Source organism: Varibaculum vaginae (genome assembly GCF_900604285.1).
In the GTDB taxonomy this organism is placed as follows: Bacteria; Actinomycetota; Actinomycetes; order Actinomycetales; family Actinomycetaceae; genus Varibaculum; species Varibaculum vaginae.
The window spans coordinates 382,396-407,863 of the sequence record NZ_UWNY01000001.1; the positions used below are offsets into that span (position 1 = coordinate 382,396).

Genomic DNA, 25,468 nt, shown 5'->3' on the forward strand with positions numbered 1-25,468 from the left:
CAGGGAATACAGTCGTTTATTTATTCGAAAATCCGTACCGAAACCTTGTGGGTTTGTTGCGGGTTTCTATGAAAATCTTGTAAGATGGTAAATGTATTAAAATGCATTAACTGCACTGAGACAAGTTAATAGTGTTCCTGTCGGCATTGACAACAGGCCAGGTCCCTCCAGGCAAGGTCGTTTGGGCGCGACATAACCCGGATGAACGCCTTGTCAGGATCTGTTGGTGGAGATGCCGATCCCTCCTTCTAGTAGACACAGGATAAATGATGATTAACAGTCAAACTGCTAAGTTGTTGCGGCGTTGGATTGTCGCTGGACTAGCTGCCGCATTAGCTCTGGCCTGGACTATCACCACCTTGGTAGCCCCTTCCCAGGCTTCTACCGACCAAACTTATAATATTTCCGAGACTTTCAAAGGAACCAGTTCTCAGCAGCCGGTTTCCTTAAATATGGCAGACGGTTGGAATAATCCGGGTGCGGTAGTCAATATGCGTGTTGATACTCGGGGCGCGCAGCGGCAATGGTACGAACAGTACGCCGCGCAAATTGGGCGTACTCAAGCATTGCGAGAAGCTTTTGGCCGCAATTATCAGGACAACCTAAACGCTGAATCCACTCATGCTAGGTATTTTGAGATTGAGTCTTACCCCGGTGCTGGTCATAGTCCGATTATCGGCGGTGTTTTCTGTGCTGACCCAGAAGTAATCACAGGTGCTGATTACCATTTAGGAAACCCAACGCAACTCCAGGATAAAGCGAATAAGTATCTGGAAATGACCCTCGATCCTACGCGAGCCCGGACTAATCATCTTGGCGCCAGGAATTCTGCTTTTCAGATGGGTTCAGATAAGCAAAAGCAAATGCAGGTACTGGCTTATCTTTACCAGGGGGGAGATCCTCGTCTGGAATATGTAAAAGCTGATCAATCAGTGGCTGCTCAAGAGTTCATAAAGCAAAATCAAGAAATCTTTGACGCCTATGATCAGGCGATGGCGCAGTATGCCGGTAAGACCACTCAACAGAAGAACGGTATGACTCAGGTGATCGCGTGGTATATAACCAAGGGGCAGTGGTGGACACTTGATAACCCCAACCTTAATGCCGCGGCCTGGACTGCATATAACAATATCGTTAAACTTGCTGGTCAACCATTAAAACTATGGGAAGCCTACCAAACTCTAAAGAAGAACCAAGAGATACAGAACAGGAAAGAGTATCAGGCAGCTTTAGCAAAATGGAAAGCAGATACCGCAAAGGCAATAGCAGAACAAGATGCTCTTTATAAAACTAATTCTGAACTACTTAGCTCACTGAAGATAGCGGTTTACCGCGCCAGTGACACGCAGTTCCGGGTGCAGTTAACCGGTTCTTCCCAAGCGGCTGCAATGCTTGAAAAATACGGCAAAGTTACTTTGACCGGTACTAACGTGAAACTTCCTCAAGAAGTTACTATCCCGCAGCTAAGCGAGGGCATTCTGGTAGATGCGGAAGTACCTGCTGGTACTGCTTGTGACAGCAATGTTACTGCTTCTGTGACTGCAGAGTTTAGCGGTGACATGGAAACCTCAGCTATCTATGTGTTCAGTAAGGGAAACACGATTTTCCAACGTCAGGTAATCCTGAACAAGTACAAGATTCACGTATCTGGTAATTCCACCCACAGCTTTGACTTCAAAACCACTTGCCCGGTTGCTCCGGAGCCTGCGATTGGGACGACTTTGGTGGGGTCAGGAGATGCTAAGCAGATAGATACTGCCGGCATGAAAGACGCCGATACCATTACTTTGACCGACAAGGTTGAGTTCAAGAACCTTAGGGGGGGACAGAACTACGTTATCAAGGGCGAATTGGTAGACGGGGACGGCAACAGCGTTGGAGTAACCGGCGTCAGTGACCCCTTTGATCCTGAAGTATCCGGTGGAATCAACAACGGAAAGGGATACTTCTCCGGAACCATTAATATGACCTTCCAGGTTCCGGTAAAGAAGATTCGCGATAACGCGAAACTGGTGGCTTACGAAACGCTCTACAAAGGCACTACACCCCAGGGCGGAAACGAAGTCACTCAGCATAAAGACAAGGGTGATCCCAGCCAAACCGTAACCGAAAAGCCGCGGATTGGCACTACCGCTAAGGTGAATGGGGAATCGCAGAATAATGGCAAGATAGCCCGCCCAGCTGAAGGCGCGGACGTGAAAATCAAGGACATCGTAGAGTGGCATAAGTTGCAGCCTGGCAGCTACACCCTCAGCGGTAAGTTGATGAAGAAAGTTGGTAACCAGGTAAGTGAAGTACCGGGATCAACCACCCAGAAGAACTTTAGTGTTTCTGGTGGTAACACCGGCAAACTTACCATGGATCTGACACTTCCGGCTAAAGAAATTGAACCCGGTGCATCCTACGTGGTCTACGAGAAGGTCTATAAGGGCGCCAATAACACTTCGGGTGATCCCGTGGCCAAACACGAAGACCCGAATGATGGTGGTCAGACTGTGAGCGTCAGTCCCAAGGAACACAAACTGCCTACCATTAAAACCGTGGCCTGGGTACGTGATGACGGCAAGGCTCTAATCAGTAAGGTCGAGGCAGATGGACGTGACTTCAATGTTAAAGACAAGATTATTTATCATGATCTCAAGCCCGGCACCTACACTACTTTTGCCACCCTTGTAAACGCCAGTAACCCGAAGGAAATTATCGCCACCGGAAGCCAGGTATTTACCAACGGAACCGAAAATGGTGACATCACAGTAGAGCTGGCAGTTGACGGCTCTAAAGTCAAAGCCAACGGTAAATATGTGGTGTTTGAACGTATCTACCAAGGAGAGCAGACTAGCGAGCCCAGCGGAGAGCCCTACGCCAAACACCAAGAGAGTAATGATCAGTCGCAAACCATTACGGTAGCGCCCAAGAAGGCGGTACCTGCGGAATTCAAAATTGTGAAGAAGACCGCCGGTGACACCGCAAACACCACGCGGGTATTCGACTTCGATGTAGCCTGCGGGGGATACAAAACCACGGTGGCTGTGGTGGTGCGTAAGGGTCAAACCCAGGGTGAAACCAAGGTTTCTGACCCCGCTCTAACCAGCGGTATGAGCTGCCAGGTAAGCGAGCGAGCAGTACAAGATGACTTGAACACGGTGAAAGTAAAGTTCTCCGGAACTGACACCAACCCTGAAGGTACCCTTGCCAAGTTCGACCTAACCGAAGGTAACGCGAAGACCGTAGTGGTCACCGCGACCAACACCTTCACTCCTAAGCAGGCGAAGTTCACGGTTCGTAAGAATGTAGAAGCACCGGAAGTAACTCACTTCAGCGTGCCGAACTCTTTTAACTTTTCCTACCTGTGTGAAGGTGATGCCCACTGGAAAGATTTGCCCACCCTAGCGGCAGGTCAGACTTCCCAGGCCATATCAGTGAAGCCTGGCGTGCGATGCCAGGTGAAAGAAAACACCGCTACCCCGCAGAATCTGAACCATGCGCTGAAATGGGATGGCGTGGACAGCCAAACGGGCGGAATCGCTACTTTCCGTACCGATGCCAATAGCACCGTGGCACTGGTAGCCACCAACACCTACACCGAGAAGACTGGGCGACTGGAAATCTCCAAGCAGGTAGTGGATCAGACCGCAGGAGCGGGTACTATTCCAGGTACTTTCGAAATGAAATATCTGTGTGCCACCGGCAAGAGCGCGAGGAGTCTGACGGTTCCGCTGAAGTCGGTGAGCGTAAACAAGAACTCCACGGTAACCATCACCGGTATTCCCGTAGGTTCCTGGTGTGCGGTAGCTGAGGACACCACCGGGATTAACGTAGCGAACACCACTTTGACCACCACTTTCGATGGCAAAGCCCCGCAGATGGTAACCATTGGGGGACAGACCCTGCATAACGCGGCACTTTCCAACCCGATTCAGGCTGGGGAAAGCCAAAAGGCCACTATCAAAGTCGAAAACAAATACGTCAATCAAAAGGTTGGCGGATTCGAAGTTAAAAAACTAGTTTCCGGAGTAGTTTCCCCGGAAACCGTCCTCAAAGACGTAGCCTTCGACTTTGGTTACTCCTGCACCATTCCTGGTAGCTCTTACCCGGTAAAGGGTAACTTCAAGCTCAAGCATGGCCAGACGTTCTCCAGCGCCGATCCCACCCGCCCGCAGCTGAATAACCTGCCGGTAGGTACCGAATGTAAAGTTTGGGAGGAAACTCCGAAATCGGTAGAAAACGCCGATTACGCAGGTTCCGGCATGCAGGTAGTTGGAAATGAGGGAGTAAAGGCTACTGCCAGCGAGGACAAGCCGGAAGTAACCATCAAACTCAAGAGCGCAACGGCTAAAGCCAATATCCTGGCGACCAACCAGTACACCCAGGAACTAGGTGCGTTCACCTTGAAGAAGGTTGTTAAAGGAAATGCGGATCAAGCGCAAAATATCAGTGCCTACCGCTTCCAGCTAACCTATAGGGATGGAAACAATACCCACGAACAAGAGGTAACTCTATTCCCGGGTGAATCCAAGTCCTACTGGGGTCTGCCCCTGCACAGCCAAGTTCAGGTGAAAGAACTAGGGGCTATTAATGCTTCTGGTAAGTTCATTCCGGTAAACGAGCTGTCTACCGCCAAGGTGAAGCACGCCATCAGCTGGAATGGTAGCTTGAACGATTCTTCAACCGCAGCCTCCAACACCTTCACCATCGACAAGCCGATGACCAAGGCACAGTGGGAAGCTAACGGCAAACAAGGCAACGTGGTGGTAACCGCCACTAACAGCTACAAGCAGATTGAACAAAAGGGTACCTTCTCGGTACAGAAGACCTCGGTGAAAGTAGCCGGCGAAAGCAAGGATAAAGTAAAGAACCTGCCCACCAGCTACAACTTCACCTACAACTGCACCGATGGTATTCATGGCAATATCTCGAACGTCAAGCCGGGCGGAGAACCGGTATTGGCGTCCGCCCAGTTCCGCGCCGGCACTGTCTGCACCGTAACTGAGCAGCAAGTCTTACCTAAAGGCACCAATGCCCAGACCGTCAGCTGGACAGTTGACGGTAAGGGCGCAGGAGTTGGTCCCGCCTCCGGAACCAGCGTGAACGTAACCGTTGGTTCGGACGCCAAGACTCCGGTTGCCGTGCAGGCTGCCAACGAATACCAGACCCCCGATGAGCCGAAGATTGCCACCGAGCTGAAAGGCGAGGGACGCGACGGCAATATCGACCTGGTTGAGGGCGCAGATCACAAGTACACCCTGACCGATAAGATCAGCTACTGGAACCTGGAGGTAGGCAAGACCTACAAGTTCTCGGGAGAACTTGTGGTGCCTAACGCGGACAAGACCGATGCCACCCGCACCGGAATCACCGCCGAAAAGGAAGTAACCATTACCACCGCCAGTGGGGTAGTGGAATTACCGTTCACCCTTACCCAGGCTGATGTTGCTAAATACTCGACGCTAGTAGCGTTCGAACAGCTAGACCTGAAAGTCGATGGCGGATTCGAGCCGGTTACCAAGCACGAGGATCCCAAGGACGAAAACCAGACCAGGCAGGTTAACCCCTGGATTGCGACGGTACTCACCGACGAGGGCGGCAACAAGCAGATCGACACCACCGGTAAAGCCGATAGCGATCTGGTAACCCTGGTTGACACCGTGAAATACCGCAACCTGGAAGCGGGTAAGACCTACCACCTGACCGGGAAACTGGTTGACGGTTCCGGTAAGGGGATTGGCGTAAGCTCCACCTCCAAGGCGTTCACCGTTCCCGGTACTGCAGGAACCCTGCAGTCCGGCGAAACTACGATGACCTTCCAGGTCACCGTGGGGCAAATCCGCCAGAACCAGAAACTGGTGGCTTACGAATACCTTCACCCGGGGCAGCCGAACACCCCCGGTGACAGAACTGTGATCACCAAGCACGAGGATCCGAATGATGAAAATCAGACGGTAAACGAAGGGCCGCGGGTGGCAACTACTGCTACCAGCTCCACGGGAACCAAAGTATTTGACGCCAAGGCTCCAGCCAAAGTGCTCGACCGCGTGCAGTGGGCGAAACTGCCCGCCGGTAACTACATGCTGGTTGGTACCTTAATGGATAAGTCAACCAAGCAGGTGGTTCCGAACGTTCAGGCGAAACTTGTGAAGTTCTCGGTCGCCAGCGGAGAGCTACAAGGCACCCAAGAAATGACCTTCGAGGTACCTGCAGATCAGGTGAAAGCCAAGTCGCAGTTCGTAGCGTTCGAAAAGATTTACCGCCAAGGCGATGTCGATGAAAATGGCAACGTTAAGGATGGAAAGAATCCGGTCGTTGAACACTCGGATATTAATGACGAAGCACAGACCGTAAGCATTGCCGAAGAACCACAAAGCCCGGTTGAACCTAAACTCACCTTGGAAAAGGTAGTTAAGAGCGAAGGGCTCGAGGTTCCCTCCAGCAAACAATTCGGCTTCAATTTGAAATGCTCCAGCCCGATTGATGGCAAGTCGCGACAAAAGTCCTTCCAGGTAACTGCCGGATCTCCAATCCACCTGCCTTATGTTAAAGGCGCAAATTGTACCCTTACTGAGGATCGGGCAGCAGCCAAAGTTGCGGGGATTGCCCCCTCCCAAGTAGCGTTCAGTGCCGACTCTGACAAGATTGGTCTGACCAGCTCTGAGAATTCGGCATTCTTCAAGATGCCGAAGGAAGAGCTCACGGAAGTGAGAGTGGCATTTACCGCCACCAACACCTATCCGGAACCGGAAAAGCCGACTGTGGCGACCTCTGCAAAGGATGCGAACGGAACCTCTGGAATATACGGTCAAACCAAGCAAGCCAACCAGGTTTACGCTGGAACCACCGCTAAGATTACGGACGAGGTATCCTGGGCTAACCTGCTGCCTGGTAACTATGTACTAATCGGTAAGCTGATGGACAAGGAGACCGGTGAAGCAGTTACCTCCTACACCTCTGCCCCGGTGCCCTTCACAGTTACCGAGGGTGAAAAGAACGGGACCCTGAATAACGATTTCACTGTCAGTGGTAGCTCTCTGAAATCCGGTAGCCACTACGTGGTTTACGAATACATCTACCACGCAGGTGATGTAAATGGAGTAACCCCAAATAATGGCGCTAAACCGGTGGCAGAACACGCGGTGATTACCGATGCCGACCAAACGGTTGAGGCGATTACTCCGCCGCCTGCCCCTGCCGCCAAGGTTAAAATCCTGAAGAAGGTAGTGGTCTCGGGTATGGATGACGTGTCCGCTAACCGCGCCTACTACTTCACCGTGAGTTGCCATGACAAGGACGGCAAAGCCCAGGGCGATAACACTGTGCTGGTACGTCCGAACGTGGCTACCGAGGTAACCGGTTTACGTAGCGGCTACGTATGCTCCATAAACGAGGATTTGCGTAACGCTATCGAACAGCAGGTGACCCCCTCGGTCTCGCTGACCAGCGGAACCAATGGTTTCACCGTGCAGCAAGACTCCACGGCAGGTGCGGCACACTTCACCGTGCCAGCGGCCACCGACCAGGTGCCCGAAGTGCTCGTGAACGTGACCAACACCTACAACAAGATGGGTAAGCCGGAACTGCAGACCAACGCGGTAACCGATAATGGTAGCTCCCGCGTGCAGGCAGGAACTGCCACCACGGTGACTGATACGGTCACCTGGAAGAACCTTCCGGAAGGAAAGTACCTGCTGACCGGTAAGCTCATGCACATTACTGATAACGATGCTGCTCCGGTAGCAGGAGTTTCCAACGAGCCTGTGGTACTGGAAATCACCAAGGATAATTCCCTGGCGGGCAGCACCACTATGAAGTTCAATGTGCCTGCCGGTGCAATCGGTGAATCCGGAAAGTACGTAGTGTACGAATATCTCTACAACTATGAAGACACTGACGGTACTAACCCCAAACCAAACACCTCCACTGTGGTTTCCCACAACGACCCCAGCGATGATGGGCAGACGGTGACGGTTACCGAGGCGCCCTCGGTCAGCACCACTGCCACCACCAATGGCGCAAATGAAAAAGAAATCCAAAAAGGTGAGGCTGCGGTAGTAACCGATACCGTCAACTGGAAGAACCTATCTGCAGGAAATTACCAGGCGCTCAGCCAACTGGTTGATATGAAAGGCAACTCGGTTGCCGGCGCGACCACCAAGGCCGTTCCTTTCACCGTGAATAATGGCGAAACCGCGGGTAGCCTGACTACCAAGATTCAGGTACCGGCGTCAGCAACCGGAAACGCAGGTGCAAAGTTCGTAGTGTTCGAACGTATCTACCGAGCTAGTGATGTTAACCCTCAGACCGGACAGCCGGTTCAGGGAGCCGAGCCGGTAGTATCCGAACTGGATTTGAATTCCATCAACCAGACGGTAACGGTTGTTGAGAAGCCACAAGGCCCGCCCAAGATCAGCTTCACCAAGGTGACTGAAAAGGTTTTGGACGGACAGATGCCGGATAAGGATCGCAAATTCAAGTTCACGATTAGTTGTGACAAGAACTTTGGAGGAGCGTTTACCTTCGATATGCCTGCAGGTGTTTCTGCCGGCATACCTGCCAAGCATCAGCTGCAAAGCGGCGCGGTATGCACTCTGACCGAGATGCTAACTGAAGACGCAAATCCGGACGGGATCATGCCGAATGCGATTAGCTTCAGCTCCTCTAATCCAGAAGAGATGGTGGTTACACAGATTAACAACCAGACTGCCCGGTTCACAGTGCCGAATGTCGATACGGATGTGATACCAGAAATCCAAGTGACCATCAAAAACATCTACTCGAAGGACTTTCCAGAGTTAGGCACGGTCGCGCGTGACAATGCTGATCAGGACAAGGTATTGAATCTTAACAAGGGCGAAAATGCTCAAGTTCAAGACGCTGCCACCTGGAAGAACCTAGCTCCCGGCAGGTACACCATGATTGGCACTTTGATGGACAAATTGACTGGTAAGCCAGTCTTAGGGGCAAATACCCCGGCGGTTAACTTCGAAGTCAAAAAAGGCGAAAAGACCGGAACAGTCAATGCGCTATTCACCGTGCCGGCAGAGAATATCTCCACCAACTCCAGCTGGGTAGTCTTTGAACAGGTCTACAAGGCCTCCGAGGTAAAAGATGGCAAAGTTGTGGGTAAAGCTACTCCGGTAGTGGATCACTCCAACTTTGAGGATGCCGACCAGACGGTTCAGGTAGTAACCCCGCCGGCCTCACCGGAACAAAAGACTCCGGAGATTGCCACGGTCGCTAAGAATGTCACCACCTTCAACGATAAGACTAAGGATCTAAACTTCGGTAAGAAGATCTTGACCCCAGGTCAAGAGTCTGTAATCGAAGATACGGTCAAGTGGAAGAACTTAGAGCCCGGCGAATACACCATTACCGGAACGTTGATGGATAAAACCACCGATGCCCCGCTCACCTACCTGGATAATGAAGGTAACCAGCAGGATGGAGCGAAAGCTACCGCTGGAACCCTCCGGGTCACGGAAGGACAAACCAGCGGAGAGGCGAAAGTTTACTTTACGGTCAAGGGTGAAGCAATCCAGGCCAACCGCCAATATGTAGTATTCGAGGATCTCTACAAGACCTCGGATATCAAGGATAATCAGCCTGCTCCTGGCGCTAAGAAGGTTGCTTTCCACCGCGATATTAACGATGCGGCTCAGACCGTTAGTGGGGACAACCCCACTCCCGGAACACCGCCCGAAACACCTAAGACTCCGAACACTCCGGGAACCACCCCGCCGCCTCCGGTAACCCCTCCAGGGTTCCCGAACGTGGTGCGTACGATTTTGGCTAAGACCGGCTCCACCACTGGGATTATGGCAATGACCGGTGTGCTAGCAATGGTTGCGGGAATCGGATTAGTGCTAATCCGGCGCTACCAACGCGAAGAACAAGAGGACTAGGAAAAAGACATAACTAAATAACTAGAAGGACCTCGGGGTCGGAAGTAGAACTTCCGACCCCGAGTGCTATGTAGCCGCGCTCCCCTTCGGGTGTTTAAGTCGCTGCGGTGCTTGAACAATTGTTGGTGAGCAATGGGTCTGGCACGGCTCAGGTGGCGTCCGCGTGGGCAAAAGTTTTTCCTCCCGCCCAAGAATTTGGAAAACGTAGCGACGTTTTCCAAATTCTTATGCCCACCGCACCCACTCGGATAAAACTTTTGCCCACGCTCTGGCAGTCGTTCCTTTTTACCGAGCCAGACCCGTGTCGGGGTGTCACGTGGTTTCAGCGGCAAGAATTGCAGAACAATGCCCTCCCTGCTTTTTGCAGGGAGGGCATTTCTATAGGACTTAAGAAAGTGTTAATCTAGTTTTTCTTTGACCGTATCAACGGCTTCATCGGCCTTCTGAGCTGCATTGTGCGCAACCTCTTCGGCCTTGTCCTGAGCTTTTTCCGCAACTTTTTCCGGATCAAGCTCACTGACTTCTACGTCTTCCCAATATTCTTCAGCCCAGGGGTCATCGACCGGCTGGGAACGACGGTAAAGCAGGTATCCGGCGCAGGCGGCGGCCGCCGCTAACACGAGGAACAGTAGCGATTTACGCCCCCGCTTAGGAGTCGGATTACCAAACTTTTCTGTTGATTGTTTCTTCACTTGCTTAGCAGCCTCCTTCAAAGACTCCTCGGAATACTTCTTTACCTCGTGGAACTGGCCGCGCATACTGTCCATTGCGTGTTCCACACTGGGCATCAGGTCGCTGCTAACCTTTTCCTGTAAATCTTGTGCACCCTCAAGAACAATATCCTTGCCTTGATCCGCCAGGGTCCGCGCCTGTTTGAACAGCTTATACGGGCAGCGTGTCTTCATATTAGCTCCTTTAACTTCGGCGTACCGAGGCTCCCCGGCTCCGGCAACGAAAATTAGTACGTTTCCAGTTTAGACGTTCAATCCGAACTTGTGGGCAGAATAGGCTGTAGGATTAGCTAGATTTACAAAGGTGAGTATCAGATTTTTGGTTTTCATGAGAGGATAAAAGCTATGGAAGCAACAATTCACACTTCAAAAGGCGACATTAAGGTTGAACTGTATCCGGAAAAAACTCCGGTGACGGTAAATAATTTCAAGGGTTTGGCTACCGGCGAACGTGAATGGCAGAATCCCGCCACCGGGCTGAAATCCAACGAACCCCTATATGACGGAGTGATCTTCCACCGCGTTATCCAGGGTTTCATGATTCAGACCGGCGATCCCCTGGGTACCGGAACTGGCGGGCCGGGCTACCGTTTTGGCGATGAAATCGTTCCAGAACTAACTTTTGATGAGCCTTACGTATTAGGAATGGCGAATGCTGGCCCGGGAACCAATGGATCCCAGTTCTTTATTACTCAGGTTCCAACTCAGTGGCTTAATGGCAAACACACCGTTTTTGGGAAAGTAACTGACCAGTCCTCTCGAGAGGTTGTTGACGCCATTGCTGCGGTTAGCACCGATGGACGTGACCGTCCACTCGAGGACATAATCATCGAGTCCATTGAAATCAGCGAATAAATTTTTATTTGTCCGCCACTGTAGTGGCGGACAAATTTAAGTTTCAGGAGAAATGATTAAGCCTAAAGATCGCGTCAATGTAATCAATGTCCTCATCATCGCCTGTGGGATTGTCTATGTGGCTTCGTGGCTGGTTCCCGGGCTGGTAGATCAATTCTTGTTCTATCCCAGCTTGGGTTTCACTGAGCCTTGGCGGTTTTTAACTGCAGCATTTTTACATGGTGGAATCGTGCATCTGGCCTCCAATATGGCGTTCTTATACATTTTGGGGAGTCTAGCTATACGGGTGATGAGCAGCTATCAGATCCTCTTAATCTACTTGCTCTCTGCTTGGGGAGGTTCGCTTGGTACCTTGACGTGGGCACTGCTTACCGGCCAGCAGCAGGCAGTAGTGGGTGCTTCGGGAGCGGTGTTAGGTCTATGTGCGGGAATCTTTGTCTATACCCGCAACCTGCACGCCTCCTCCAGTGCTTTAGGAGGCCTACTGCTAATCAATCTGCTGATTGGGTTCGTGATTCCTAATGTGTCATGGCAAGGACACCTAGGGGGTGCCCTGGTCGGAGCCTTTATTGGATGGGCTCTACACCTGGTGGCAGTAATCTCGGGCAGACGGGGACGCCAGCAGCTGGGACAAGCCATCCCGGACGTTGTCGATCGGCAGCGTGCCGTAGCCACCGTGAAACGTACCCAAATCATCGGAAATCTGTTGGTAACTGTACTTTCGGTAGTGTTGCTACTGGCGGCTACTTTAGGGTGCTATATCTAGGTTTAGCCTGGTGCAATTTCTAGGTCGGATTAGGTAAACCAACTTGATCCTCCGTCTGGAAATAATCCCTGTCATAAGGTTTTCGCCTCCTGGCTCTCATCCTGGTAAAAAATTAACCTTAGCCAGTAGTGAAACCGGATGAGCGCGAGAGCAAAAACCTAATAATGTACATAGTGGAGTCAATTCCCTAACCGAAAATCCTCCCTAAAGGTCAAGGAGCAAAATGTTCGAACGCTTTACAGATAGGGCGCGCCGGGTAGTAGTGCTGGCGCAAGACGAGGCACGTAGCCTGGAGCATAACTATATTGGTACCGAACATATTCTGCTGGGGTTGATTCGCGAAGGAGAGGGCGTAGCCGCTAAAGCCTTAGAAATGGCGAATATTTCTCTTAAAGGCGTTCGTGACCAGGTCATTGAGATTATTGGTAAAGGTGAAAACGATTCAAAAGATCACATTCCCTTCACTCCCCGTGCTAAGAAGGTCTTGGAGCTCTCAATGCGGGAGGCTCTGCAACTAGGACATAACTATATTGGTACCGAACATATTCTGCTGGGGTTGATTCGCGAAGGAGAGGGCGTAGCCAACCAGGTGCTCACCAACCTGGGCGCTGACCTGGGAAGCATTCGTCAAAATGTGATTCACCTACTCTCTGGTTATCCGGGATCGGGACAAGATGAGGCGGGTGGAGAAACCGTCGGGGTTGGCACCGGCTCGCAGAAGCCGCAAAAGTCCGGTTCTGCAATCCTGGATCAATTTGGGCGCAACCTGTCGGAGGCGGCGCGAGAGAACAAACTCGATCCGGTGATTGGGCGTATTAACGAGATGGAACGGGTAATGCAGATCCTCTCGCGGCGCACCAAGAACAATCCGGTGTTAATCGGGGAACCCGGGGTGGGTAAAACCGCGGTAGTAGAGGGGCTAGCGCAGGCGATTGTACGCGGAGATGTCCCAGAAACCCTGAAAGACAAGCATATATATTCCCTGGATATGGGCTCGTTGATTGCGGGATCGCGTTACCGAGGTGATTTTGAGGAACGCCTAAAGAAAGTTTTGAAAGAAATCCGCACTCGCGGGGACATTATTCTGTTCATCGATGAGATTCACACCCTGGTAGGGGCGGGTGCTGCCGAGGGTGCAATTGATGCAGCTTCCATCCTCAAGCCTATGTTGGCGCGCGGGGAACTTCAGACTATCGGTGCTACCACCACCGAGGAGTACCGCAAGTATATTGAGAAAGACGCAGCTTTGGAGCGGCGCTTCCAGCCAGTCCAGGTGGAACAACCGAGCGTGGAAGATACCGTGAAAATCCTGACTGGTCTGCGTGACCGTTACGAGGCGCACCATCGGGTAATTATTACCGATGATGCAATTCGGGCGGCTGCTTCTTTATCTGATCGCTATATTTCGGATCGCTACCTGCCCGATAAAGCGATCGATTTGATTGACGAGGCTGGGGCGCGTCTACGCATTCACCGCATGACAGCTCCTCCCGAGATTCGGGAAATGGACGAGAAAATCAATGAGGTGCGCCGAGATAAAGAGGCGGCTATAGATGCCCAGGATTTCGAGAAAGCTGCGCGCTTACGGGATGAAGAAAAACAATTAGGCGAAAAGCGTGCCCAGCTGGAGGCTGACTGGAAGTCCGGAGAGGGAGACCGCATTGGAACTGTTGATGAGGATTCCATCGCCGAAATTCTAGCCATGTCTACCGGCATCCCGGTGTTTAAGCTTACCGAGAAGGAAAGTGCCAAACTGCTACATATGGAAGATGAGCTGCATAAGCGGGTTATCGGCCAGAACGAAGCGGTCAACGCTCTCTCGAAATCTATCCGCAGGACGCGGGCGGGACTCAAAGATCCGAACCGTCCTGGTGGTTCCTTTATTTTTGCCGGTCCTACCGGGGTCGGGAAAACAGAGTTGGCTAAAGCCCTGGCAGAGTTCCTTTTTGGTGACGAGTCAGCGTTAATCCAGTTGGATATGTCGGAGTTTGGAGAGAAACATACTTCTTCACGCCTGTTCGGGGCGCCCCCCGGATATGTTGGCTATGACGAGGGTGGGCAGCTGACCGAAAAAGTACGTCGCAAACCCTTCTCAGTGGTACTTTTTGACGAGATTGAAAAAGCCCATGCCGATATTTTCAATACTCTTTTGCAGGTGTTAGAAGACGGGCGGCTCACCGACTCCCAAGGGAGGATGGTTGATTTCAAGAACACCGTGATTATCATGACCACCAACCTGGGTACTCGCGACATCAACAAAGGGGTGCAGACCGGGTTCCAGGTTGATAACGATCAGGTCGGCTCCTATCAGCGGATGAAGAATCGGGTGCAGGAAGAACTTAAACAGCAGTTCCGTCCCGAGTTCCTCAACCGCGTAGATGAAGTGATCGTATTCCCGCAGTTGGGGATGGAGGAAATCCGCCAGATCGTGGATTTGATGATCGCCAAACTTCAAGAACGTACTAAAGAGCAAGATATGACCTTGAAGCTCACTGATGCGGCGCGCGAGGAACTAGCTACCCGCGGTTTCGATCCGGTGCTGGGGGCGCGTCCTTTGCGACGTACCATCCAGCGCGATATCGAGGACGCCCTCAGCGAAAAGATTCTTTTCGGAGATATCGAGCCTGGTCACGAAATCTTGGTGGATGTTCGAATCGGCGAGGATGGGGAAAAGGAATTTACCTTCAACGGAAAGTAGTTTCCGTGCGGTGACGTCTGTATCCAGATTGCATAAAAATACCAACTGAGTACCTTGGGCAGGTAATTTTTCTCCGCTGCTTATCATCTCGCGATAATGTTGAGTTAGCAGTTTTTAAGGAGGACGGGTGGCTACGGCGAAGGATCTAAAGGGGCAGATGCCAGCTGGGGTGTTGGATGCCGAAGACTGTTCCCGTTTGTCGTTGCCGTTTCCCATTCTATTCTTGGATGTTGATGGTCCTTTGAATCTCTGGGGTCGGGTTGGGAGGCGTATTCTTAATCCGCTGCTTCGCGCGCACCTGGTGCATTTGCAGTCTGACGATTCTTTTAATGTAAATGTGGTGTTTTCGCGGAGGATGGGTGCTCGCCTGCGTGAACTCGGTAAACATTTCCAAGTTCGCTGGGCAACTTCCTGGAATCAGTGGGCTAATCAGTACCTATCTCCGCTGCTGGGTATTTCCGAAGATCTGCCCTGGGTGTATTGCCCCAGCGGGGATCCCCGCTCAAAGTTCCCTGCAGTAATTACTTCTGCAGCAGGTACCAGTTTTGCCTGGGTAGATGATTATTTGACGGAAGAGGTGGCACAGGCGACTCGCAAAAAACTACTACCTTCACAATGCGCCCTCTTGGTTTCGCCGCATATCATGCGTGGTATCGATACTGAAGTTCTCCACCTGCTAAAATGGTTCTCACAGATACAGCGAGGGGATCGGGAACCAGGGCGACGCGAAGCTCGTAAAGCGGTTGCTCTTGTCAGTTCCGGACGGGTTGATTCCTGGTTAGTTACCCCCTCTATGGTGACTTGTTTGAGTCTACGAAAGGGGGCGAAGCGCCTTGGCTAAACTGACGGTTACTCAGGTGGCGCAACGCTGCCTGAAACTAGCTGACCAGCTAAAATCTCAGCTTGCTGATCCGCGCCTGCAGGATTTAAATTCCGGTATCGAGCAAACGCGCCGCACCCTCAGTTATGGGGAATTACCGCGGTGGCAGGTAAAAAGACTGGTAGATACGGTGGCTTTAGCGGCCATGTTAAGCGGCAAAGGTGAACTGGCCGAAACAGTTTTCGGGTTGTGGATGAAATCTGGGCAGTCTATTTCCCAGAATCCAGCCTCTTTGGTTGTACAAGCTATCCCAGATTTGGGAAAGAAGGGGGCCGGTAAGGTAGAGAATTACGCCCTGCCTGTGCCGCAATCGCAGTCAGATTCGGAACCGGATTCCCCTTCCGCGTCCACGCCGCCGCTCACATTAGTATCCCCAGGTAATGAGGGTTCGGTAGCGTCGGTTCTAAGCCCGCAACCGCAAGACTCCCAGGAGGACGAAGAAGGTACCCAAGCGCTGGAGATGAGTTTAGCGGCTATGATTTCAGAGGCATACGCTGACGTTAACCAAGAATCAGCAAATAATGCTGGGGCTGAAGATGAAGAATCCTCGCCGGTAGATGGGCAACATTCCCCGGCTACTCTAGATAGTGCCAATGATTTAGAGCCAGCCGTATCTGCTACTAATTGGCGCGTTCCTAACGGGGAGATTCCCTGGATTCCCATGCAGGACAGCGCCAATAAAACTTTGACAGGGGGTGGCAGTGCCGTTGCTGAGTCAGTAACACCAGTGCATAACCCGTCTACTGCTATTCGTTCTGTTCACAGGTTTCCCTCTCGCCGTTCCCTGCAGGGGGAGCAAGCGACTCCGGAATTGCAACCTGTTAAGAGTAAGGACGGCGGGTCGCGTCCCGCGCCGCCACCACCGCAAGTTGCACCACCGTCACCGGCCTCGCCGCCGCCAGCTGCACCGCAGCCGACATCCTTACCTCCGGTTTCAGCAGCAGTTCCCACTGCTGCCGATAGTGAGTCACCGAGTACCCCTGCCCCCGAGGTTGCTTCGACTCCTCCCGCAATTACTGAGTCTTTTCCCAGCCCGGTAATTTCACCCGCTGCTAGGTCGAGTGTTAGGCCTGTCCCTACCTCCGACGTGGATTTGGCAAGTGCTGCTGGTTGGGAATATTTCCGGTCTCTGGGGTTGGATTCTCAGTTAAACATGAGTTATGAGGAGTTCATTGCTCGCAAGAAACACGTCACTAGCCAGGTGGGGGAGGTGCAAACTGCCCCGGTCTCTAGCACACCCCGCTCAACCTTTGCAGAGGTAGAAGATGATATGCCAGATTCGGAAGCTCTCTACGGAGCGAATCTGCTTAAGGAAGCTTCTTCGCCAACAGATTCAGCTTTGCGGAGGGTGGCACAAAGCCCGCTAATGCCTTCACCGGTACCGCCTGCGGCTCCGATGAAACCTCGGGAAATACTGGCTGAAGCTGACCGCCAACCTTCTACTCGATTAATCGCTATTCGAGTGCGCGGCTATTTCGACTATAAGCCTCGTTTCACCCGACCTAAAGAAAGCTTGGCTGAACCTGCGGTTGCTGGGTCTACAGAATCGTTTGCAAAAAGTATTATCGGTGCCGAAGGGCCGATGCCGCTAGACTTTTTAGCACGCAGGCTGTGCCAAAAATATCGCATTGCCTATAATGAGCACCGTCCAGATGAAGCCGGTCGTTGCTTGGGGCCCAGCCTAAAGCTGGTGCCTGAACCGGGAATGCGTACGGTCTGGCCGGTAAAGATAGATCCGCTAACTTGGAACACTGCCCTGCAATCCCCGATTGGGTTACCCCGCAAATTGGGTTCACTAACTCTGACTGAGGTTGCAAATGCGTTGCGGTGGCAGATTTCGCGTACCAATAGTATTGAGCGTGTAGAAATTGTGCGTGAAGCCTTCCGGCTGCTCTATGGGATTAATTCGGTAACACCACAGGTAACTGCGCTTTGTGATCGCGCGATTTCCTACGGGATTGCGAATAATATGCTGGCAGCGGGAGATGGTACCTTGTGGCTGCCCTGATACGAGAGAAGTTTCTTTCTTTTAAAATTCGCTGTTGATAATAATTTTTTGGCCTCATAGCTTTATTAGTTAATTACCGAGCACTTAGATAGAAGGGCGGGGGTTGGGAAACATTTCCCAACCCCCGCGAGTTATTTTTTAGTTCTTGATCTTAGGTAGCTCCTAGATTTTCACCTGCTCTGAAAGCGGGGTGTGATTACCAAAACGGTGGTTAGTGAAGGCTACCGCCTGTTCACGTACAAATGGAATTATTTCTACGCGTCCACAAGCAGTCACCGGATGCGACCAGACTGCCACGTTAACATTGCCATTGACGGCTTCGTTAACTGCCTTGACATCCCCACCAATGAGACGGATACGGGCATCCAGACCTGCACCGGCGGCCCAGGCGGGTAAACGGTCACGGAATGATTGATCAGACTCCACCTCGTAATCAATGTGCTGTACGCGCAGGTACTGGAGCAGCGCAGAGTCAGGTTCTTGCGGCATCGATACCGAAACCTGAGAACCAGCGGCGCGGCCGGCGGCTGCCAGCATTAGCACTTGCGAGGCGTCCTCGCCCTCGGATAGCCGGATAAGTACTGGCAGCGGACGGTAACGCAACACGTTGCGTTCAACCCGTAGATCAGAAGGGTCGTGCCCGATAGCAAACTCGCAGTCCAGAGCTTGCTGAGAAGAACGCAATGATGCCATCACGAACTCTTTGTTGGAGTCTAAAGAGCGCGCTACTTTCGCGGCTTCAACCAAGGCACGGTTACGCAGCTCCACGCCTTCGTTCTCCGGAATACCATCGGCCTCCCATTCACCTAAACCAAACAGGTAGGACGGACCGCCGGCTTTCGTACCCGCGCCAATCGCGGAGTTCTTCCAGCCGCCGAAGGGTTGACGGCGCACGATAGCACCGGTGATACCGCGGTTGACGTAGAGGTTACCGGCTTGTACCCGATCTAGCCAGAGGTTAATTTCGTCGGCATCCAAGGAGTGTAAACCGGCAGTTAAACCGTAGTCGGTCGCGTTTTGAATCTCGATGGCTTCTTCCAGGGTGTCGCAGCGGATAATGCCCAGAATTGGGCCGAAATATTCGGTCAGATGGTATTCACTTCCTGGCTGCACCCCGGCACGGATACCCGGAGTCCACAGCTTCCCGGAATCATCTAGCTGTTTGGGCTTGAGAGCCCAATGTTCGCCCGGCCCTAAAGTGGTTAGGCCGCGCAGCAGCTTGCCTTTGGCTGGGGTACATAGGGAACCGGTTTGGCTGGAGGGGTTGGAGGGGTAGTCCACGACTAGGGAGCGTACGCCGTCAAGTAACTGACGATGTAATCTTTCGGAATACCCCACCGAACCGACCAGAATTGCCAGCGAGGCGGCGGAGCATTTTTGCCCACAATGACCAAAGGCCGAGTTAATGATGTCTTTTACTGCCAAGTCTAGATCTGCCGAGGGGGTGACAATAATAGCGTTCTTGCCGGAGGTTTCTGCCAGTAGCCCCATATTGTTATCCCAGGAGCGGAACATTTTGGCAGTATCGATCGAACCGGTCAAAATAACCCGGTCTACTCGTTCGTCAGCCATCAGATTCTTCCCCAGATCCCGGTTGCCCAGCTGCACGAACTGCAGAACTTCGCGCGGAACTCCCGCATCCCACATTATTTTGGCCAGTAACGCACCTGTACGAGCAGCTTCTTTAGCTGGCTTGAAGATTACAGCGGATCCGGCAGCTAGTGCCGAAACGGTGGAACCGGTGGGAATCGCAATCGGGAAGTTCCAGGGAGGGGTAGAAACCGTTACCCGTGCGGGCTGGAACTTGGCACCTGCTTGCTGTTCTAGCTCTAGGCATTGCTGGGCGTAGTAGTGGCAGAAGTCGATTGCTTCAGATACCTCAATATCGCCGCCATCTAGGGCTTTGCCACATTCGGCGGCTGCAATTTCCATCAGCTCTGCGCGGTGTCGGCTGAGCCCGATGCCTACGTGGTGAATGATCTCGGAGCGTTCCTTGGCGGGACGCGCTGCCCAAACCTCGGCGGCGGCGGTCGCTCCGGCCAGCATTTGATCTAGCACGTTAGCGTCGGAAACGGTGGCTTCTTCGACCTCTTCAATCCCGATTTGGCAATCGGGAATAGCCCTGACGATCTGGCGCGACCATTCGATATTTTCCGGTAGCGAAGGATCCGAATCCGGGATGTTGGCGAAAGTCCAATCCCCGTCCTTTTGTGTGAAAGACTTAATATCCTCCGCGGTCTCAGTTATACGATTTTGCTGACGTACCGGACCAACCTCGACATCGTAGACCCGATCCAGGGCATGACGGAAACGTTGTTCTTCCTTGTGTAGCACATTCGCGTCATCCAAATCGAAAATATCGGACATGAAGTTTTGATCCAGCGAGTTCTCTTCCAGCCGTCGCACCAGGTAGGCAATCGCTACGTCATATTCTTCGGGGTTAACTACCGGCACGTAGAACAAAAGGTGGCCAGTGTCCTCGGCCACTGCCTTGGACTGAGGAGAAGCCATACCGGTAAGCATCTCGAATTCCACGCCGCCGGTTTCTAACACCCCACGTTCACGTGCCAACTCGTAGGCGAATCCCACGGTAAACAAGTTCATCCCGGCTACCCCAATCTTGATATTCCGGGTGTGCTCTTTAGTTAGGGCGTAGTCCAGTACCTTCATGTAGTTGGAGTCGGTGTCTTGCTTGCTCTTTTGGGTGGTGAGTTTCCAGCCGCGCTCGCGAGCATCCACAGTTTCCATCGAAAGGTTCGCGCCCTTTACCACGCGAACCTTGATACGTCCGCCCCCATTGGCTACGCGCCGCGCTGCCCATTCTTGCAGGTGCTTCATAGCGGGGAGGGCGTCGGGAAGGTAAGCCTGCAAAACAATGCCGGCCTCCAGTTTTTCTAGGCCAGGGGTTTCCAGAATCTTCTTGAACACATCAATGGTCATATGGAGATCTTTGTATTCCTCCATGTCCAGGTTGATGAACTTCTTGGGTTCATAGGAGTTGGCGCGGCGGTATAGCGGAAGAAGCGCGTTTACAGCTCTATCTACCACGTGATCGTAGGCCCAGGGGTTGTGGGGACCAGTGACTGCCGATACTTTCAAAGATACGTATTCTACATCTGGGCGTTCCAGCAAAGCCATGGTGTCAGTGAGCCGTTTATTGGCTTCTTCATCACCCAGAATTGCTTCCCCCAGTAGGTTCATGTTGAGCCGCATTCCGCCTTGTTTTAACCGCTCAATCGCCGGCCCCAGTTTGGCATCGGATACGTCCAGTACCAGATCTCCGACTAGTTTCGCGAACACGCTGCGGGTGAGGGGGATTACCACCTTGGGTAGTGCGGGAGCCAAAGCTCCCCCCACTTTGAAGGGAAAACGCAGGTACCAGGGGAGGAAGCCTACTGAGGAGGAGGCGAGGCGATTCATCTCGTCCGCAGCCACCTGCAAATCTTCGGGGCGAATAACCCCATCTACGAAGGCTACCGTAAAGTCCAGACCAGCTTGATCCTCAAGCACTTGGGATAAGAGTTTAGCTGCTCGATCTTCCGGATATTTCTCGGATTCCCGTACCCATTTTTGAGCACGCGCGACCGCTAAATCCGCCAGGTGGCGGCAGTCGTCAGTTTCCCCGCCGACTTTGGGGGGAGCCACGCTTTCTGACATTTTTTCAGTCCTTTCTTAGGAAACTGTGAATAGGTATCGAGCGCACCTAAAGGTGTAGAGAGTTTTGCTTGGTATCATCGAACCCTCTAGGTACTTATATGTTCAAGGTAACACTAGATGCGCGGGAGTGTACCCCGATTACTGGGACTTTTTTCCTAGTGCATATTTTATTAAGTTTTCGGTCAGGAGATGGCTTGATTATTGCCCTCTATTTTCGCAAATGGGGTGACGGTCACCGGGGTGATTTTACGTCCCTCTAAAGCGGAAGTAATTTCCTCCTGGGAAGCCCCGGCCAGTTTGGTTGCGAGATCGAACTCCTGGTTGATTTCCTGATTTGGCTTGTAAGTGAAGCGAGATACCAGCCAGGAAACCAGTAGGTTTAGCAAGAATCCAGGCAGAATCTCGTACACCTGGAAGAACATTGGGAGGGTGTCGGGAAGATTGCCCCAGATTCCCACGGTGATGGCACCCACGGCCATACCGGCAGCAGCTCCTTGCCAGGTATATTTGCGCCAATAGAGGCTTAGCACTACCACCGGACCGAAAGCAGCTCCGAAACCAGCCCAGGCAAATGCCACTAAACCTAGAATCGAGTCGGTACGGAACCAAGCGAAGATAGCAGCGATAACCGAAATTGCTAACACCACCATCCGGCCTGTATTTATCCCTTTGGCTCCCAAGAGACGCTTCTTCTTAATGCCGCGGTAAATGTCCTCTACTACAGCTGAGGAGGTAACCAGTAGCTGGGAAGAAACGGTAGACATAATCGCCGCTAAAATAGCTGCCAACATGAAACCAGCCAGCACAGCGGGGAAGAGATTTTCTCCCATCACCAGGTAAATGCTTTCTTGTGGGTTTATTTTTACTCGATTCAATGCTTCTTTGATATCGCCAAGATCGTTTTCGACGAGGGCGCGTCCGATGAGGGCAGTTAGCGTAGCCCCCAGTACGCACAGGAACATCCAGCCGATTCCTAGGCGTCGTGCCGCCACTGCTTCCTTGGGGGAGCGTAGTGCCATATAACGCACGATCACATGAGGCATGCCCACGTATCCTAGACCCCAGGCTAGACCGTTAAGCATGGAGAGTTTGCCGACAGCCCCATCGCCCACGATAGAGAACATCTGTCCCTCTAGGCCGTTTAGGGTATGGGTCATTATGCCGAATCCGCCCAGGGCGACCACTCCGAAAACCGGAACCAGTAGCAGCGCGATTAGCATCATGATGCCTTGCACCATATCAGTCCAGGATACGGCTAGAAACCCGCCTACCAGGGTGTAAAGAATAACGACCCCAGCGACGATTACCATGCCTACATGGTAGTTAACATGGAAAATGGATTCGAAGAATACCCCTCCGGAGACCATGCCACTGGCCACATAGATGGTGAAGAAGAAAAGAATGATAATCCCAGCGATGAGTTGGATAACGAATTTATTGTCCTTGAGACGGGCTGACATAAACGAAGGGACGGTAATAGAGTCCCCGGCAATCTGTGAATAGGAGCGAAGCCGGGGAGCCACCCATTTCCAGGAGCACCAGGAACCTATAAGTAGTCCGATTGCAATCCAGGATTCCACGAGACCGGACAGGTAGAGGGCGCCGGGTAGTCCCATCATTAGCCAGCCAGACATATCGGCAGCGCCCGCCGAAAGCGCGGCTACTAAGGGAGGTAGGGAGCGTCCACCCACCATGAAGTCATCCATAGTTTGGGTACGGGTGTATCCGTAGATCCCGATTAAGATCATGGCTACGAAGTAAATAACCATGGCAATGGCGATTCCGCTAGTATTCCCACTACTAATAAAATCTGCCGCACCGACGGTGGGCGTCAGTAATGCTGAGAATGTACTTATCATTTGCTCTCCATTGGGGTAAGTGCCGAAACTTTCGGCTGCGTAACATAATATCTTGCTGTCAAGCAAATCACAATAAGACACGGGACTTTAGGTATATGAGAGGTGGGGGTCTTTTTATCCCGTAAAGGGGTAAAAAGCCAGAAAAATAGGGGTTTAGATAACATGTTTTTTAGGTAGAAATTTCTTAAAAAATATAGGTCTAAAGGCCTGGGTGTCCATGGTTGGGATTGCTCGGCTCAGAAGTTGGGAAGGTGTATCCGGGTTAGATGAAATTGGTATTTCTTACTTAGTTTTTAAAAAGAAGAAATATTATTTACTCTAACTACGCTAAGGCGTTAATGTCTATAAGAGTTTCATGTGGAACAAAGTTTAGCGCTGGGGATATACCAAAGCCGTGGCTATCGCCGCTGCGCCCTCCCCACGTCCGGTGAATCCCAGATTGTCTGAGGTAGTCGCAGAAATCGAAACCGGTGCTCCCACGGCTTCCGAAAGTTCGGCTTGAGCCTGTTGGTAGCGCGGCCCCATTCGCGGTCGATTCGCGATTACCTGAACAGCGGCGTTTCCCAGCTCCCAGCCTGCCTGGTGAATAATCTCCATAGTGGCTGCCAGAAGCTGCTTACCAGAGGCGCCCTGCCATTGCGGACGATTGGTGCCAAAGTGGGAACCCAAGTCGCCTTGGCCGGCAGCCGATAAAATCGCATCGCAAAGCGCGTGAGCGGCCACGTCTGCATCAGAATGTCCCTTTAACGGTATTTCCTCTGGCCAGGATAGTCCCGCCAGCATACAAGGGCGCGAAGTAGCTTCGGGGTCGCTGGGATCCGCGAAAGCATGAATATCGCTGCCAATCCCTACTCGAGGTAGGAAAATAGGTGCGGGGTGCCCGGTGTTAGCAGAAGAAGTTTCCGTCGAATAATCTGGGCGTAGCCCGCCGTGTGAATCGCTCATGTCCTCAGTCTAGCGGGGCTTTCTATCTGAAAGCACAATCCATGGCTTTCGGAGTGTACATCCATCGTTAAGGATCTAGGCGAAATACTTCCAGGTCAACGATCCGGGGTTCCGGATAATCTGCTATATGTGCCAGCAGCATGCCCGCAGTCTTTAAATAGGGGTCCGTTTGGGGCAGTAACCTGCCTAAGTTATTAGGAGTTAGCGGCGCCAGTTCCCCAATAATACCGGGGATAGTGGGACGGTGGACACACATCGCCAGCGGTGCGGCGGGAGCGTCTAACCGACCTTCCATAATTATTTCTCGTACTACTGCGCGCATCTGTGAAGGGTCATTGCGATAGGCATCCTCGGTAAAGGAGGCCTCTGTTTTTAAAGGAATACCCGAAAGCGTAGCGTAGGGTGCTACGGTAGCAACGCAGCGACGCCAGGGAGAAGTGATTATACGATCAATTCCCAAAGCTGAAAGTGCTGGAATCAACCGCAAAACCTGAGAAGATCCTCGGCGGGAAAGCGGCCGAGCCATTTCGGTACCTTCCCACTGGGAACGCTTAGTAGCTTTTGCATGGCGTAGCACTGCCAGGGTGCGGGTACATAAAGTATGATCTGTCAGCCGGGTAAGCAGTTCCTCTAGCAAGCGTCGGTCTCCGCGGCGGGTTAAAATTCGCATTGCCTTGCGCACCCCTACCCACTGGCATTTATCAATTTCTTTAGTCGAAGCTAGGGGAGCGAGTGGGCGTGTACGTAAAGTTTCCGGGGACACATCCGGGAAACCAACCCAGTAGTGAACCTCTTTAGTAACCCGTGCCCCCAGGCGGTATCTTTGCACCGTTAAGGGCGCCCCCAAACGAATGGGGACTCCGGTTTCCTCTTCAACTTCGCGCACTGCCGTTGCCGGTATTGCCTCCCCAGGTTCACGTTTACCTTTTGGCCAAGACCAGTCATCGTAGCGAGGACGATGCACAACTAGCACCTGGATATCTTGAGTTTGGGCGGGGATCAGGGTGCCGGAAATGGGGTTGGCTTCTGGCCGCAGACGCCAAACTAATGCGCCTGCAGATCGTACTATCCGCATATGCGGTGGCTTAGGTCGAGCCGTCATTGTAGCCACTTGCCTTTCTCGTAATCTGTCTCTATTGTCTAACAAATTACTTACAAGGTCATTCTCCCAGGTAT

At 52.3% G+C, this 25,468-nt stretch carries 11 protein-coding genes; 6 read left to right on the forward strand and 5 right to left on the reverse strand.

Features of this window, described 5'->3' with window-relative positions; translation table 11 throughout:
• The first annotated feature begins 266 nt into the window (after window positions 1-266).
• Entirely contained in the window at window positions 267-9,893 is a 9,627-nt protein-coding gene (locus EFB02_RS01645) for a VaFE repeat-containing surface-anchored protein (RefSeq protein ID WP_147471009.1), read from the forward strand.
• Between the two features lie 398 nt (window positions 9,894-10,291).
• On the opposite strand, the gene EFB02_RS01655 is transcribed toward EFB02_RS01645, so the two are convergent.
• Window positions 10,292-10,798: a hypothetical protein gene (locus EFB02_RS01655; protein ID WP_122819770.1), complete on the reverse strand. Its 507-nt coding sequence runs from the start codon at window positions 10,796-10,798 to the stop codon at window positions 10,292-10,294.
• A 171-nt stretch (window positions 10,799-10,969) separates the two neighbouring features.
• On the opposite strand from EFB02_RS01655, the gene EFB02_RS01660 reads away from it, so the two are divergent.
• The 5 genes from EFB02_RS01660 (at window position 10,970) to EFB02_RS01680 (ending at window position 17,831) form a co-directional block, all read left to right on the forward strand.
• Window positions 10,970-11,479 carry a peptidylprolyl isomerase gene (locus tag EFB02_RS01660; protein ID WP_122819772.1) on the forward strand — a complete coding sequence of 170 codons (510 nt, stop codon included), beginning with the start codon at window positions 10,970-10,972 and terminating at the stop codon, window positions 11,477-11,479.
• A gap of 52 nt (window positions 11,480-11,531) precedes the next feature.
• Window positions 11,532-12,245 (forward strand): rhomboid family intramembrane serine protease, encoded by a 714-nt coding sequence (locus EFB02_RS01665; RefSeq protein ID WP_122819774.1) that lies wholly within the window; start codon window positions 11,532-11,534, stop codon window positions 12,243-12,245.
• 223 nt (window positions 12,246-12,468) lie between these two features.
• A complete protein-coding gene (locus tag EFB02_RS01670; protein ID WP_122819776.1) occupies window positions 12,469-14,943 on the forward strand; it encodes an ATP-dependent Clp protease ATP-binding subunit in 2,475 nt (824 codons plus the stop codon).
• Between the two features lie 127 nt (window positions 14,944-15,070).
• Complete coding sequence (locus tag EFB02_RS01675; protein ID WP_122819778.1) at window positions 15,071-15,784, forward strand: HAD domain-containing protein; 714 nt, start codon at window positions 15,071-15,073, stop codon at window positions 15,782-15,784.
• Window positions 15,777-17,831, forward strand: a complete 2,055-nt coding sequence (locus EFB02_RS01680; protein ID WP_122819780.1) for a hypothetical protein — start codon at window positions 15,777-15,779, stop codon at window positions 17,829-17,831. The genes EFB02_RS01675 and EFB02_RS01680 overlap by 8 nt, the downstream gene beginning before the upstream one ends.
• Window positions 17,832-17,993: 162 nt before the next feature.
• On the opposite strand, the gene EFB02_RS01685 is transcribed toward EFB02_RS01680, so the two are convergent.
• The 4 genes from EFB02_RS01685 to EFB02_RS01700 all read right to left on the reverse strand — a co-directional run bounded on the left by EFB02_RS01685 (window position 17,994) and on the right by EFB02_RS01700 (window position 25,367).
• Window positions 17,994-21,488 (reverse strand): proline dehydrogenase family protein, encoded by a 3,495-nt coding sequence (locus EFB02_RS01685; protein ID WP_122819782.1) that lies wholly within the window; start codon window positions 21,486-21,488, stop codon window positions 17,994-17,996.
• Window positions 21,489-21,670: 182 nt separating this feature from the next.
• A complete protein-coding gene (gene putP / locus EFB02_RS01690; protein ID WP_122819784.1) occupies window positions 21,671-23,347 on the reverse strand; it encodes a sodium/proline symporter PutP in 1,677 nt (558 codons plus the stop codon).
• Between the two features lie 369 nt (window positions 23,348-23,716).
• The gene (ispF, locus tag EFB02_RS01695; protein WP_200831522.1) at window positions 23,717-24,292 is read right to left on the reverse strand and encodes a 2-C-methyl-D-erythritol 2,4-cyclodiphosphate synthase; all 576 of its coding nucleotides are present in this window, start codon (window positions 24,290-24,292) and stop codon (window positions 23,717-23,719) included.
• A 67-nt stretch (window positions 24,293-24,359) separates the two neighbouring features.
• On the reverse strand, window positions 24,360-25,367 hold the full coding sequence (locus EFB02_RS01700; protein ID WP_234992691.1) for an NUDIX hydrolase: 1,008 nt from the start codon (window positions 25,365-25,367) through the stop codon (window positions 24,360-24,362).
• Window positions 25,368-25,468: the final 101 nt, after the last annotated feature.

Bases quoted from the DNA above. Each gene is read 5' to 3' on its own strand.
- EFB02_RS01645 (WP_147471009.1), top strand. From the start codon at position 267: ATGATGATTAACAGTCAAACTGCTAAGTTGTTGCGGCGTTGGATTGTC.
- EFB02_RS01655 (WP_122819770.1), bottom strand. From the start codon at position 10,798: ATGAAGACACGCTGCCCGTATAAGCTGTTCAAACAGGCGCGGACCCTG.
- EFB02_RS01660 (WP_122819772.1), top strand. From the start codon at position 10,970: ATGGAAGCAACAATTCACACTTCAAAAGGCGACATTAAGGTTGAACTG.
- EFB02_RS01665 (WP_122819774.1), top strand. From the start codon at position 11,532: ATGATTAAGCCTAAAGATCGCGTCAATGTAATCAATGTCCTCATCATC.
- EFB02_RS01670 (WP_122819776.1), top strand. From the start codon at position 12,469: ATGTTCGAACGCTTTACAGATAGGGCGCGCCGGGTAGTAGTGCTGGCG.
- EFB02_RS01685 (WP_122819782.1), bottom strand. From the start codon at position 21,488: ATGTCAGAAAGCGTGGCTCCCCCCAAAGTCGGCGGGGAAACTGACGAC.
- putP (WP_122819784.1), bottom strand. From the start codon at position 23,347: ATGATAAGTACATTCTCAGCATTACTGACGCCCACCGTCGGTGCGGCA.
- ispF (WP_200831522.1), bottom strand. From the start codon at position 24,292: ATGAGCGATTCACACGGCGGGCTACGCCCAGATTATTCGACGGAAACT.
- EFB02_RS01700 (WP_234992691.1), bottom strand. From the start codon at position 25,367: ATGCGGATAGTACGATCTGCAGGCGCATTAGTTTGGCGTCTGCGGCCA.